Below are 14,040 nucleotides of genomic sequence, written 5' to 3'. Positions count from 1 at the left end.
AATCCGGTGGCGCCGGGCCCCGTACGACGCCTAACGTCTCGTCCTCGTGAGCCGGATCGTCGAAGCAGTCGCACCGGCCCGCCTCGGACCGGACTTCCGGCGACTGATGGCCTCGACCTGGGTGAGCAACCTGGGCGACGGGATCGCCCTCGCGGCCGGCCCGCTGCTGGTCGCCTCGCAGACCCGCTCGCCGGCGCTGGTGTCGATGGCGATGCTGCTCGTGGGGCTGCCGTGGCTGCTGTTCGGCCTGCTGGCCGGCGCGGTCGCCGACCGGGTCGACCGCAAGCGGATGGTCGTCCTCGCGAACTCGCTGCGGATGGTCGTGCTGGGCGCCCTGGTCGCCTCGATCCTCACCGACGTGGTCAGCATCGCGGTCGTCCTCGTCGCGATGTTGCTGCTCGGGACGGCCGAGGTGTTCGCGGACACCGCCTACCGCACCTTCCTGCCGATGCTGGTCGCCAAGCCGGACCTGGGCATCGCGAACGCGCGCCTGCAGGCGGGCTTCATCACGCTCAACCAGTTCGCCGGGGCGCCGGTCGGCGCGGCGCTGTTCGCGGTCGGGATGGCGGTGCCCTTCGGCGTCCAGATCGCGTGCGGGCTGCTGGCCGTCGTCCTCGTGTCCCGGATCGCGCTGCCGCCGGGACCGGTGCGCGGAGACGTCGACACGCACGTCCTGCGCGACATCGGTGACGGCCTGCGGTGGCTGATGGGACACCCGCCGGTGCGGACGCTGGCGCTCGTCATCGTCACCTTCAACGTCACCTGGGCGGCGGCCTGGTCGATCCTCGTCCTCTACTCGCTCGACGTGCTGCACATGGGCGCGGTCGGCTACGGCCTGCTGACCACCGCGTCGGCGGCCGGGGGACTGGTCGGCACCTTCGCCTTCGGCTGGCTCGAGCGGCACGTCCCGCTGGCGACGCTGATGCGCACCTGCCTCGCGCTGGAGGTCGTCATGCACCTCGGCTTCGCGGTCACGAAGGTGGCGTGGGTCGCGGTGCTGATCATGTTCGGCTTCGGCGTCTACGCCTTCGTCTGGGGCACCCTGTCGCAGGCGGTGCGGCAGCGGGCCGTCCCGACGGAGTTCCAGGGCCGGGTCGGCTCGGTCTACAGCGTCGCGATCTTCGGCGGCATCGTCGTCGGCAGCGCGCTCGGTGGTCAGATCGCCCAGCACGGCGGCATCACGGCGCCCTTCTGGTTCGCCTTCGTCGGCTCCGGGATCACGCTCCTCCTGGTGTGGCGGCAGCTGGGCCACATCGCACACGTCGACGAGGCCCACCACGACGGGCACGGTGGCGACACACGGGTGCAGGACTCGGACCCGATGGCGGGGTAGCCTGAGACCGCCGAGCTTCCCCCTGCGTCGGACCGGACCTGACGGACCCCTGAAGGGAGCCTGCGTGTATCTGAAGAGCCTGACCCTCAAGGGGTTCAAGTCCTTCGCGTCCGCCACGACCCTCCAGCTCGAGCCGGGCATCACCTGCATCGTCGGGCCCAACGGCTCGGGCAAGTCCAATGTCGTCGACGCCCTCGCCTGGGTGATGGGCGAGGCCAGCGCCAAGAGCCTGCGCGGCGGCAAGATGGACGACGTCATCTTCGCCGGTACGTCGGGGCGTCCGCCGCTCGGGCGGGCCGAGGTCGTGCTGACGATCGACAACAGCGACGGTGCCCTGCCGATCGACTACTCCGAGGTCACGATCAGCCGGACGATGTTCCGCACCGGCGGCTCGGAGTACGCCATCAACGGCACCACCTGCCGGCTGCTCGACGTCCAGGAGCTGCTCAGCGACTCCGGCATCGGGCGCGAGATGCACGTCATCGTCGGCCAGGGCCAGCTCGACCAGATCCTGCACGCGACCCCCGAGGACCGCCGCGGCTTCATCGAGGAGGCCGCCGGCGTCCTCAAGCACCGCAAGCGCAAGGAGAAGGCGCTGCGGAAGCTCGACTCCACCGACGGCAACCTCAACCGCCTCAACGACCTGCTGAGCGAGATCCGTCGCCAGCTCAAGCCGCTCGGCCGCCAGGCCGAGGTGGCCCGTCGGGCGGCGACCGTGCAGGCCGACGTCCGCGACGCCCGCGCCCGCCTGCTCGCCGACGACCTGGTGACCGCGCGGACCTCGCTGGAGCAGGAGCTCGCCGACGAGAGCGTGCTGCTCGCCCGCCGCCAGGAGGTCGAGGCGGCCGTCGCCCGGGCGCGCGAGCAGGAGGCCCGGCTCGAGGCCGCGCTGCGGGAGGACCTGCCCGCGCTGTCCGCTGCCCAGGAGACCCTGTCGTCCCTCAACGCGCTGCGCGAGCGCTTCCGCGGCACCCAGAGCCTCGCCGCCGAGCGGGTGCGCAACGCCGCCGGCGTCACCGAGGCCGAGGTCGAGCAGGGGCGCGACCCCGAGGAGCTCGAGGCCGAGGCCGCCCGGCTCGCCGCCCAGGAGGCGGAGATCGCCGCCCAGGTCGCCGAGCAGCAGGGCGCGCTCGAGAAGGCGGTCCAGGACCGTCGTACGGCGGAGGACGCCGCGGCCACCGAGGAGCGGCGCGTCGCGGGGCTGCTCCGCGCCGCCGCCGACCGCCGCGAGGGCCTCGCCCGGCTGCACGGCCAGGTCAACACACTGCGCTCCCGCGCCACCTCCTCGGAGGAGGAGATCGGCCGGCTGGAGGCCGCCCGCACCGACGCGGTCGCCCGCGCCGAGAAGTCCCAGCGTGACTTCACCGCGCTCGAGACCCGGGTCGCCGGCCTCGACGCCGGCGAGGAGGGCCTCGACGCCGAGCACGAGGGTGCCGTCGCCGCGCTCGACGACATCGAGGAGCGCCTGGCCAAGGTCCGCGAGGAGGCCCAGCAGGCCGACCGCGACAAGGCCGGACTGACCGCGCGCAAGGAGGCCCTCGAGCTGGGCCTGTCCCGCAAGGACGGCGCCGGCGCGCTGCTCGCGGCCAGCGACACCGTCTCCGGCCTGCTCGGCTCCGTCGCCGCGCTCGTGACGGTCCGCTCCGGCTACGAGGGCGCGGTCGCCGCCGCCCTCGGCGCCGCCGCCGACGCGGTCGCCGTCACCGACGCCGACTCCGCCGTCGCCGCCATCGACCACCTCAAGGCCGACGACCTGGGCCGCGCCGGCCTGCTGCTCGGCGGGGGAGAGGCCGAGGCCGTCTCGTCGTGGCCCGCGCTTCCGCCCGGGACGTCGTACGCCGCCGACGTCGTCGACTGCCCCGCCCAGGTCCGCCCGGCGCTCAACCGGCTGCTGCGCAAGGTCGCGGTCGTCGACGACCTGCCGGGTGCCCGCGCCCTCGTCGCCGACCTGCCCGACCTGGTCGCGGTCACCCGCGACGGCGACCTGCTCGGCGCCCACTTCGCCTCTGGCGGGTCCCACGCCACCCAGAGCCTGATCGAGGTCCAGGCCGCCGTCGACGAGGCGACCGAGCAGCTCGCCGAGGCCGTGGCCGCCTCCGAGCGGCTGTCCTTCGACCTCTCCCGGCTCGAGAACGAGCGCGCCGAGGCGCAGCAGCGCGTCGACGTCGCGCTCGCCAAGCTCCACGAGTCCGACGCCACCCTGGCCGCGGTCGCCGAGGAGCTCGGCCAGCACGGCTCGCTGGCCCGCGCCGCCCGGGCCGAGGCCGACCGCCTCACCGCCGCCATCAGCCAGGCCGAGACCGCCCGCGAGCAGGCGCTCGTCGGACTCGCCGAGCTCGAGCAGCGGCTCGCCGCCGCCGAGGAGGACGGTGGCGAGGAGGAGCCCGACACCACCGAGCAGGAGCGCCTCGTCGAGGCCACCCGCGCCGCCCGTCAGACCGAGATGGAGGCGCGCCTGGCGCTGCGCACCTCGGAGGAGCGGGCTCGCGCACTGCACGGCCGCGTCGACCAGATGCGCAAGGCCGCCGAGGCCGAGCGGGTCGCCCGCGCCCGCGCCGCCGAGCGTCGCGCCCGGTTGATCGCCGAGGGCCGGGCCGGTCAGGCGGTCGCCACGGCGGCGGCGTACGCCCTGACGCGGCTGGAGGCCTCCGTCGCGCAGGCGGCCGAGCGCCGGCAGGCCGTCGAGGACTCGCGCCGCGGCCGTGAGCAGGAGCTGATGGGTGTGCGGCAGGCGCTGCGCGACCTCGGCAAGGAGCTCGAGGAGCTGGTCAGCTCGGTCCACCGCGACGAGATGGCCCGCGCCCAGCAGCGGATGCGGATCGAGCAGATCGAGACGAAGGCGCTCGAGGAGCTCGGCCTGGAGCCCGACGGCCTCGTCGCCGACTACGGCCCCGACCAGCCGGTCCCCGTGCTGGAGCCGCCCGCCGACGGCGACGCGGCCGCGGACGCCGAGGCGGAGGCCGCGGACGGCGCCGAGCCCGAGCCGCGCACGGTGCCCTACGTCCGCGAGGAGCAGGTCAAGCGCCTGAGGACCGCCGAGAAGGCGCTGTCGATGCTCGGCAAGGTCAACCCGCTCGCGCTGGAGGAGTTCTCCGCGATGGAGGAGCGCCACCAGTTCCTGTCCGAGCAGCTCGAGGACCTGCGCCAGACCCGCAAGGACCTCCTCGACATCGTCAAGGACGTCGACGCCCGCGTCGAGGCGGTCTTCACCGAGGCCTACGCCGACGTGACCAAGGCGTTCGACCAGACCTTCGCGCGCCTCTTCCCGGGGGGCGAGGGACGCCTCGTCCTGACCGACCCGTCCGACATGCTCACCACCGGCGTCGAGGTCGAGGCCCGCCCGCCGGGCAAGAAGGTCAAGCGCCTCTCGCTGCTCTCCGGCGGCGAGCGGTCCCTGGTCGCCGTCGCCTTCCTGGTGGCGCTCTTCAAGGCCCGGCCCTCGCCGTTCTACATCCTCGACGAGGTCGAGGCCGCCCTGGACGACACCAACCTCGGCCGCCTGCTGGAGATCTACGAGGAGCTGCGCGAGAACTCCCAGCTCCTCGTGATCACCCACCAGAAGCGCACCATGGAGGTCGGCGACGCGCTCTACGGCGTCACCATGCGCGGCGACGGCGTCTCGGCCGTGATCAGCCAGCGGCTCCGCAAGGAGACCGCGTGACCGACGGCGTGAAGACCGAGGCGGACCGGAGCCGGCCGACCCGGTCGTCGTACAAGGCATGGCGCACGGCGACCACGCGGTGGTCCGACGACGACGTCTACGGCCACCTCAACAACGCCCGCTACTTCGACCTGATCGACACCGCGGTCAACGTCCACCTCCACGAGGAGACCGGCACCGACATCCGCGTCCTGCCGGCGATCGGAGTGGTGGCCGAGGTGTCCTGCCGCTACTTCGCCGAGATGGGCTACCCCCGCCCGATCGAGATGGGTCTGGCGGTCGAGCGGCTCGGCACCTCGTCGGTCGTCTACCGCGTCGGCCTGTTCCAGGGTGACGGCGACGAGGCCTGTGCGGAGGGCCGGTTCGTGCACGTGTACGTCGACAACACCGACCCCGCGCGGCCGGTCACCCCGATCCCGGACGTGATCCGCGCGGCCGTCGCGCCGCTCGTGGTGTGACTCCGGTTGTGACGTCGGTCGCTCCGTGACCGGATCGGGCCACGCCGGTTCACGATCGGTGCGGTCCGCGAGGCAGGATGGAGAGGACAGACCGATCCCTGCTCGGAGGAGTCGACCGTGCTTTTCGTCCTGCTGGCCATCCTGCTCAGCCTCGCCGTGTCCGGCGTCGTGGTCCTCTACGTGGCCTACCCGCACCGCGGCGAGCAGGTCCCCGGCGTCCCGTGGCTCGGCGACGCGATGGCGAAGGCCGTCGACGCCGCTCCGGTGATCGAGGACGAGGAGCGCGACCTGCTGCGCATGCAGTAGTCCCTCCGGCGGTCGAGGAGGTCGCGCAGCGACCGTCACGAGACCCCCGGACGCGATTGCCGGACTGTGCCGACGGCGTGATGGGATGGGTCCATGCAGGAGTGGATCTACCTGGTCATCGGCATCGCCGTCGTCGGCGTGCTCGCGATCGCCGGCTTCGTCACCACGCGGGTACGACGCCCGGGCGGCCTCCCCGAGAAGGCAAGCACCGACGTCATCACCCCGGCGCCGTCCACCACGGTCGAGGCGCCGACGGCACCACCGACCGTCGAGGTCGAGACCCCCGAGGCTCCGGCCGAGCCGGCGGCCCCGACCCTCGAGACGCCGGAGAAGCCTGCCTCCCGCCTGGTCCGCCTGCGCCAGCGCCTCGCCGGCTCCAACGCGCTGGGCCGAGGCCTGCTCGGCCTGCTCAGCCGTGACCAGCTCGACGAGGACACCTGGGAGGCCATCGAGGACCTCCTCATCGGCGCCGACATCGGCGTCGCCCCCACCCAGGAGCTGGTCGAGAACCTCCGCACCCGGCTCCGGGTCGAGGGCGGCCAGGCCGCCGACGCCCGCGCCGTGCTGCGCGAGGAGCTGATCAACCTGGTCGACCCGACCATGGACCGCGCGCTGAAGGTCAGCGGCGAGGGCGATGCTCCCGGCGTCGTGCTCGTGGTCGGGGTGAACGGGACCGGCAAGACCACCACCGTCGGCAAGATCGCCCGCATCCTCGTCGCCGACGAACGCACCACGCTGCTCGCCGCCGCCGACACCTTCCGCGCCGCGGCCGCCGACCAGCTGTCCACCTGGGGCGAGCGGGTCGGCGTCGAGGTCGTCCGTGGCCCCGAGGGCGGCGACCCCGCCAGCGTCGCGTTCGACGCCGTCAAGGAGGGCATCGACCGCGGTGTCGACACCGTCGTCGTCGACACCGCCGGCCGCCTGCAGAACAAGCAGGGCCTGATGGACGAGCTCGGCAAGGTCAAGCGGGTCATCGAGAAGCAGACCCCGGTCACCGAGGTCCTGCTCGTCCTCGACGCCACGACGGGCCAGAACGGCCTGATCCAGGCGAAGGTCTTCTCCGAGGTCGTCGACGTCACCGGCATCGCGCTCACCAAGCTCGACGGCTCCGCCAAGGGTGGCATCGTCGTCGCCGTCCAGCGCCAGCTCGGCGTCCCGGTCAAGCTCGTCGGCCTCGGCGAGGGCCCCGACGACCTGGCGCCGTTCGACCCGGCGGCGTTCGTCGACGCGCTGCTGAGCTGAGGCCTCCGGGACGGCGTCCGGCCGTCATGACCCCGTAACGGATCCGGGGAACTCGTTACCTGCCCGAAACACGACCCCTCTGCGGCCGAAACCAACCGCGAGGAACGTTCGGGGCATGGAAAACGGCTACTACACCTGGATGCTGGTGTCGGCCTCGCTCGTCCTCTTGATGACCGCCCCTGGCCTGGCGCTCTTCTACGGCGGCATGAGCCGGACCAAGTCGGTCCTCAACATGCTGATGATGTCGTTCAGCGCCCTCGGCGTCGTCGGCATCGTCTACGCCCTCTGGGGCTGGTCGATGTCGTACAGCACGACATTCGGCGACACCGACGGCGGCTCGGGCAAGGAGATCGCGAAGCTGTTCTCCGACCCGTTCAACCAGTTCGGGCTCGAGAAGACGCTCCCCGACAACTACGTGTTCGTGGCCTTCCAGCTCACCTTCGCGGTGATCACGGCCGCCCTGATCAGCGGTGCGGTCGCCGACCGGCTGAAGTTCTCGGCGTGGCTGGTGTTCCTGCCGATCTGGGTGACCCTCTCCTACTTCCCGCTCGCCCACCAGGTGTGGGGCGGCGGATTCCTCAGCGGTGTCGAGGGCGGCCTCGCCGACTGGCTGTTCTCCGGCCCGGAGGGCGCGGAGGTCGCGCCGATCGACTACGCCGGCGGCACGGTCGTCCACATCAACGCCGGTGTCGCGGGCCTGGTCCTCGCGCTGCTGGTCGGCAAGCGGATCGGCTTCGGCAAGGAGCCCTTCAAGCCGCACAACCTGACCCTCACGATGATCGGTGCCGGCCTGCTGTGGTTCGGCTGGTTCGGCTTCAACGTCGGCTCGATCGTCAACCTCGACGCCTACACGACCGAGACCGGCCTGGTCTGGCTCAACACCACGCTCGCCACCTGCGCCGCGATGCTGGGCTGGCTGCTCGTCGAGAAGCTGCGTGACGGCCACGCCACCTCCCTCGGCGCCGCGTCCGGCGTCGTCGCCGGCCTGGTCGCGATCACCCCGGCCTGCGGCAACCTCGTGCCGTGGAGCTCGATCGTGCTGGGCGCGGTGGCCGGTGGCGTCTGCGCCCTGGCCGTCGGCCTCAAGTACAAGCTCGGGTACGACGACTCGCTGGACGTCGTGGGCGTCCACCTCGTCGGCGGCCTCATCGGCACCATCGGCGTCGGCTTCCTCGCCTCCAACGACGGCGGCCTGCTCACCGGCGGCGGTCCCAAGCAGCTCGTCGTGCAGCTGGTGGTCGCGCTCTACGCGGTCGTCTGGTCGGCGCTCGCCACGCTGGTCGTGGGGCTCGCCATCAAGTTCACGATCGGGCTCCGGCTCGAGGCCGACGACGAGGTCGAGGGCATCGACTTCGTCGAGCACGGCGAGTCCGCCTACGACCTCGGTACCGGCGGTGGCGCCCGTCGTGCCTCGGTCCTCACCCCCTGAAGCGAGAGGTAGAGCCCAATGAAGCTGGTCACGGCAGTCATCAAGCCGCACAAGTGGGAGGACGTCCGCGAGGCCCTCGAGACCTTCGGGGTCACCGGGATGACGGTGAGCGAGGTCAGCGGCTACGGCCGCCAGAAGGGCCACACCGAGGTCTACCGCGGCGCGGAGTACGACATCGCGCTGGTGCCCAAGATCCGGATCGAGATCGTCGTGGACGACGCGGACACCGAGGACATCGTCGGCATCATCACCAAGACGGCCCACACCGGCCGGATCGGTGACGGCAAGGTCTGGGTGAGCCCCGTCGAGACGGTGGTCCGGGTCCGGACCGGCGACAAGGACAACGCGGCGATCTGAGCGCAGCGGGCTCCAGCCGAGCCATTCACCGCCGTGTAACGCGTACCGGGAGACGCGTTACACGGCGGTAACAATGCGCCTCCACAGTTTTCGGATGCCTGAACTGCTCCAGCCCCAGCTCGCGGTGGCCGCGGCCGACACGGCCGCCGGTGACACCGCCTGGCTCCTCGCCGCAGCCGCCTTGGTCCTGCTGATGGCCCCGGGCCTCGCCTTCTTCTACGGCGGCATGGTCCGGTCCAAGAGCGTCCTCAACATGATGATGATGGTCTTCGGCGCGCTCGCCGTCGTGATGGTCGTCTGGGTGCTCGTCGGCTACTCGCTCGCGTTCGGCGACGACCTCGGTGGCGGCCTCGTCGGCGACCCGACCCAGTTCGCCGGGTTCAAGGGGATGCTCGAGGCGGACCCGGAGGCGTCGTACCCGATCACGCTGTTCGCGGCCTTCCAGGGCCTCTTCGCGGTGATCACGGTCGGCCTGATCGCCGGCGCGATCGCGGACCGCACGCGCTTCGGCACCTGGCTGGTCTTCGCCGGGCTATGGACCGTCCTCGTCTACGCGCCGGTCGCGCACTGGATCTTCGACTTCAGCGCCGGCGACCACGTCGGTGGCTGGATGGCCAACCGGCTCGGCGCCCTCGACTTCGCCGGTGGTACGGCGGTCGAGATCAACTCCGGCGCGGCCGGCCTCGCCGCCGCCCTCGTGCTGGGCCGCCGGGTCGGCTTCGGCCGCGACCCGATGAAGCCGCACAACCTGACCCTGGTCATGGTCGGCGCGGGCCTGCTGTGGTTCGGCTGGTTCGGCTTCAACGCCGGCTCGGCGCTCGCCGCCAACAACACCGCCGCCATCGTCTTCGTCAACACGCTGCTCGCGGGCTGCACCGGCCTGCTGGCCTGGCTCGCGGTCGAGCGCTTCCGCGACGGCCACGCGACGTCCTTCGGCGCCGCCTCCGGTGTCGTCGCGGGCCTGGTGGCGATCACGCCCTCGTGCGGCGCGGTCACCCCGATCGGCGCGATGCTCGTCGGCGTCGCGGCCGGTGCGATCTGTGCGCTCGCGGTCGGCCTCAAGTACACCTTCAAGTACGACGACTCGCTCGACGTCGTCGGCGTCCACCTCGTCGGCGGCCTGGTCGGCACGATCATCATCGGCCTGCTGGCCTCCTCGGACGTGACCAGCGTGGACGGCCTGCTCTACGGCGGTGGGGCCGACCAGCTCGGCAAGCAGCTGGTGGCGGCCGGCGCGACCCTCGCGTTCTCGTTCACGATGACCGCGCTCCTCGTGTGGGTGCTCGAGAAGACGATGGGCTTCCGGGTCGACCCCGAGCACGAGGTGGCCGGTGTCGACCTCGTGATCCACGCCGAGACGGCGTACGACCTGCACATCACCGGCGGTGCCCGCCCCCATTTCGGCCCCGGTACTGGAAGCATGCACTCATGAAGCTGATCAGCGCGGTCGTGAAGCCGCACAAGTGGGAGGACGTCCGGCAGGCGCTCGAGGCCGTCGGCGTCAACGGGATGACCGTCAGCGAGGTCAGCGGCTACGGCCGCCAGAAGGGCCACACGGAGGTCTACCGCGGCGCCGAGTACGACATCGCGATGGTGCCGAAGGTGCGCATCGAGATCGTCGCCGACGACCACGACGTCGAGCAGATCGTCGAGACCATCACGAAGGCGGCCCAGACCGGCAAGGTCGGCGACGGCAAGATCTGGGTGACACCGGTCGAGTCCGTCGTCCGGGTGCGCACCGGCGACACCGGCCCGTCGGCCGTCTGACGCCGGACGCCGCCACCGCCCGATGACCGCCGCCGACCGCGTCGCCCGGACCGCCGCCGCCGACGCCCTCTGCGCCAAGGCGTACGACGACGCGGGCGGCCCCGACACGGGCGTGGCGCTGGTCGCGGTCGGCGGCTACGGACGCGGCGACATGGCGCCCTACTCCGACCTCGACCTGGTCCTCGTCTCCGACGAGGGCGTGGCCGAGGAGCGGGGGGAGTGGTGGGCGGAGTTCGCCGGCCAGGTCTGGTACCCGCTCTGGGACACCGGGATGAAGCTCGACCACTCGGTGCGCTCACTGCCGGAGATGCTCACCGCCGCGGGGGCGGACGTGCGGGTCGCCTCCGGCCTGCTCGACGTGCGCCACGTCGCGGGCGACCCCAACCTCACCCTGCGGCTGCGGACCACGATCCTCGCCCAGTGGCGACGCCAGGCCCGCGAGCGGTTGCCCGAGCTGCACGAGATGGTGCGCAACCGGCACCGGCTGATCGGCGAGCTGGCGCACCTGTCGATGCCCGACCTCAAGGAGGCCGAGGGCGGGCTCCGCGACGCGACCGTCCTGAAGAGCCTCACCGCGACCTGGCTGGTCGACGTGCCGGCGGCCGACCTCGAGCGCTGCCGGGTACACCTGCTCGACGTGCGCGACGTGCTGCACGAGGCGGCGGGCCGGGCCACCGACCGGATCGCCCCCGAGTTCTGGACGCCCCTCGCGGAGGGGCTCGACCTCCCGGACGAGCGCGCGGCGCAGCGCCACGTGCGTGAGCTCGGTCGCCGGCTGACCCACCTGTCACGGCTCGCCTGGCGGCGGGCCGACGACGCGGTGCGGCGTACTCCCGCGGCGCGGCCACGGCGGCCCGAGCTCGAGCGGATCGCGGCCGGGGTGGCCCTGTCCAAGGGCGAGGTCGTGCTCGACAAGGGCGCACGCCCGGCCCAGGACCCGGTGCTCCTGCTGCGGGCGGCCGCCGAGGCCGCCACCCGCGACGCCGTGCTCGCCCCGCCTACCGCCGCGCGGCTCGTGCGCGAGTGCCCTCCGCTGCCGGTGCCGTGGCCCGACGAGGCGCGCCAGCAGATGGTCCGCCTGCTCGCCGCCGGACGCGGCCTGCTCGGCGTGTGGGAGACGCTCGAGGAGACGGGGGCGCTGGCCCGGATCCTGCCCGAGTGGGAGCGGATCCGGCTGCTGCCGCACGCCTCGGTCATCCACCGCTTCACCGTCGACCGCCACGTCGTCGAGACGTGCGTCGAGGCGGCCGCGCTGATCCGCGACGTGTCCCGCCCCGACGTGCTGGTCGTCGCCGCGCTGCTCCACGACATCGGCAAGGGCGGGCTGACCGAGCACAGCGTCGCCGGGGCGCCGATCGCCCGCGAGATCGCCGAGCGGATGGGCTTCGCGGCCGACGAGGTCGAGCTGGTCGCGCAGCTCGTGCGCTGGCACCTGCTGCTCGCCGACATCGCGACCACCCGCGACCCCGACGACCCCGCGACCATCGACGCGCTGACCGAGCACATCCGTACGCCGGAGGCGCTCGCCCTGCTGACCGCGCTCACGGAGGCCGACGCCAAGGCCGCCTCCGCCAAGGCCTGGTCGTCGTGGCGGGCCGGGCTGGTCCTCGACCTGTCCCGCCGGGCCCGCGCCGCGCTCCAGCAGGGCAGCGTCCCGCCCGCCTTCCGGGTCGAGGAGATCGAGGTCCCGCCGGCCGCCCTCGCGGGTGGCGTCTCCATCGAGGTCGCGCCCGTCGACGACGGCGCCCGGGTCACCACGGTCGCTCCCGACCGGGTCGGCCTGCTGGCCGACGTCGCCGCCATGTTCGCGCTGCGCCGGGTCCCGGTCCGGGCCGCCCGGGTCTGGTCCCAGGGCGACTACGGCGTCTCCGTGTGGGACGTCGCCGACGAGTTCCTCGACGCCGGTGCCCTGCGCAACCAGCTGGACGGCATCGCCGCCCGCCGGGTGGACCCGGCCCAGCGGCTGGCCCCGCGCCCGGCCGCCGAGGGCGAGCTCGCGCCGACGGTCGTCGTACGGCCCGAGGCGAGCGACCACGCGACGGTCATCGAGGTCCGGGCGGCCGACCGGATCGGCGTGGTCTACCAGGTCAGTGCCGCGCTCGCCGGCCTCGACATGACGGTGCGCTCGGCCCACGTCTCGACGCTCGGCCCCCAGGCCGTCGACGTCTTCTACGTGCAGGAGGCCTCGGCCGGCGCGCTCTCGGAGACGCGCGCAGCCGAGGCCGCCCACACGGTCCGGGCCGCGATCAGCCCGGAGTGACGATTCGCCCGATCAGGGGGTCGGGGAGACCACCTTCGTCGAGGCACCGGTGACCGGGTCCACCTCGTAGTAGTAGTGCGGCGAGCCGTCCGCGTTGGGCATGGCGGCAGGGTCGGGGCTGACGCCGAACGCGGTGCAGACCAGGGTGCCGTTGGGGTTGAGGTGGGCCTTGATGAACTCGGTGTTGCCCGGGAAGCGCTCCGAGAACGGCAGCTGCGGCTTGTTGGCGCAGGTCTCCGGCAGCATCAGCCCGTAGATGCCGCCGTGGGCGACGACGACACCGGTGCCGCGGTCGTTGCGGTGCTCGCGGGCGTACTGCGTCCACCAGCGCTCCCAGCGCTCCTGGACGTCGTAGTAGTCCTCGGCCCCGCCGAACGCGTTGCCGCGCGTCGACGGGTCGTTGACCCACTGGTACATGATGCCGCCGGCGATGCGCTCGTCCTTGGAGGGGAGCTCGACCTCGCGGAGGTCCTCGTCGGCGAGGACGGGGACGTCGTGGTCGGCGGCGACACCGTCGGCGGTCTGGTAGGTCCGGACCATGATCGAGGAGTCGACCGAGGCGATCGGCTCGTCGTGCAGGAACTCGACCAGCCTGGCGGCCTGCTGGATGCCCACGGCGTTGAGCTCCTCCTCCGGCACCGGGTAGACGGACTTGGCGTGGCGGACGAAGAGCAGGTCGTAGCCGGGGGAGACCTGCTTGGGCTTCGGGTCGGCGTCGGCCTGGAGGCCCACGACGGCGGGCGTCGTGGCCAGGACGGCGATCGTCGCAGCGAGGGCGGAGAGTCGGGTACGGCGCTTCATCGGTTGTCCTCCGGGTTCGGTGTGCGCGGAGGCCCGAGCATCGGGAGGAGCAGTCCGGCCCAGGGCGCCGGTCCCGGTCAGTGAGACCTGCGTCACGTCCGGGCGGGGTGGCTCAGCGGGGCTTGCGCACCTTCGCCACCCGGCGGTCCAGGTCGACGCGGACCGGCCGGTCGTCGTCGTCGTCCGGGTTGGGCGTGACGACGCCCTGGTTGTCGTGCGACTTGAGGTCGCGGTCGGCGCGCGCCCGGGCGGGGTCGAAGACGTCGATGAAGCTGCCCAGGCCGTCGGCCATCCCGCTCGAGACGGGGTTGTCCGAGCGGAGCACCCGGTTGCCGGCGACGACGACGAGCACCAGCAGGAGCAGCCCCGCCCCCACGAACACCGCCACCGTCACCATCGTCCCAGCGTAGGCCGGTGCCGGGAGCG

12 protein-coding genes are annotated in these 14,040 nt (G+C 72.7%); 10 read left to right on the top strand and 2 right to left on the bottom strand.

The annotated features are described in order from the left end of the window. The first annotated feature begins 46 nt into the window (after positions 1–46). The 10 genes from AC2YHB_RS08990 to AC2YHB_RS08945 all read left to right on the top strand — a co-directional run bounded on the left by AC2YHB_RS08990 (position 47) and on the right by AC2YHB_RS08945 (position 12,813). The gene (locus AC2YHB_RS08990) at positions 47–1,333 is read left to right on the top strand and encodes an MFS transporter (RefSeq protein WP_487353785.1); all 1,287 of its coding nucleotides are present in this window, start codon (positions 47–49) and stop codon (positions 1,331–1,333) included. A gap of 64 nt (positions 1,334–1,397) precedes the next feature. After that, entirely contained in the window at positions 1,398–4,994 is a 3,597-nt protein-coding gene (gene smc / locus AC2YHB_RS08985) for a chromosome segregation protein SMC (protein WP_487353784.1), read from the top strand. Beyond that, complete coding sequence (locus AC2YHB_RS08980; RefSeq protein ID WP_308645451.1) at positions 4,991–5,452, top strand: acyl-CoA thioesterase; 462 nt, start codon at positions 4,991–4,993, stop codon at positions 5,450–5,452. Before smc ends, AC2YHB_RS08980 begins: the two co-directional genes overlap by 4 nt. Before the next feature lie 117 nt (positions 5,453–5,569). Beyond that, positions 5,570–5,758 (top strand): hypothetical protein, encoded by a 189-nt coding sequence (locus tag AC2YHB_RS08975; RefSeq protein WP_036546795.1) that lies wholly within the window; start codon positions 5,570–5,572, stop codon positions 5,756–5,758. Positions 5,759–5,851: 93 nt separating this feature from the next. Further along, positions 5,852–7,000, top strand: a complete 1,149-nt coding sequence (gene ftsY, locus AC2YHB_RS08970) for a signal recognition particle-docking protein FtsY (RefSeq protein ID WP_179647575.1) — start codon at positions 5,852–5,854, stop codon at positions 6,998–7,000. Between the two features lie 115 nt (positions 7,001–7,115). Beyond that, complete coding sequence (locus AC2YHB_RS08965; protein WP_036546789.1) at positions 7,116–8,429, top strand: ammonium transporter; 1,314 nt, start codon at positions 7,116–7,118, stop codon at positions 8,427–8,429. An 18-nt stretch (positions 8,430–8,447) separates the two neighbouring features. Continuing rightward, positions 8,448–8,786, top strand: a complete 339-nt coding sequence (locus tag AC2YHB_RS08960) for a P-II family nitrogen regulator (RefSeq protein WP_036546785.1) — start codon at positions 8,448–8,450, stop codon at positions 8,784–8,786. Positions 8,787–8,880: 94 nt separating this feature from the next. Then, entirely contained in the window at positions 8,881–10,218 is a 1,338-nt protein-coding gene (locus AC2YHB_RS08955; RefSeq protein ID WP_179647574.1) for an ammonium transporter, read from the top strand. Next, positions 10,215–10,553 carry a P-II family nitrogen regulator gene (locus tag AC2YHB_RS08950; protein ID WP_036546782.1) on the top strand — a complete coding sequence of 113 codons (339 nt, stop codon included), beginning with the start codon at positions 10,215–10,217 and terminating at the stop codon, positions 10,551–10,553. The genes AC2YHB_RS08955 and AC2YHB_RS08950 overlap by 4 nt, the downstream gene beginning before the upstream one ends. A gap of 22 nt (positions 10,554–10,575) precedes the next feature. After that, the gene (locus AC2YHB_RS08945; RefSeq protein WP_179647573.1) at positions 10,576–12,813 is read left to right on the top strand and encodes a [protein-PII] uridylyltransferase; all 2,238 of its coding nucleotides are present in this window, start codon (positions 10,576–10,578) and stop codon (positions 12,811–12,813) included. 12 nt (positions 12,814–12,825) lie between these two features. Here the strand turns inward: AC2YHB_RS08945 and AC2YHB_RS08940 are convergent, their stop codons facing one another. Beyond that, on the bottom strand, positions 12,826–13,614 hold the full coding sequence (locus tag AC2YHB_RS08940; protein WP_179647572.1) for a histidine phosphatase family protein: 789 nt from the start codon (positions 13,612–13,614) through the stop codon (positions 12,826–12,828). 112 nt (positions 13,615–13,726) lie between these two features. Further along, on the bottom strand, positions 13,727–14,011 hold the full coding sequence (locus AC2YHB_RS08935) for a hypothetical protein (RefSeq protein WP_179647571.1): 285 nt from the start codon (positions 14,009–14,011) through the stop codon (positions 13,727–13,729). Positions 14,012–14,040 lie beyond the last annotated feature (29 nt).

The sequence above is a fragment of the Nocardioides sp. SRI_004 genome (assembly GCF_057586415.1).
This window is presented reverse-complemented; position numbering and strand designations above follow the sequence as displayed.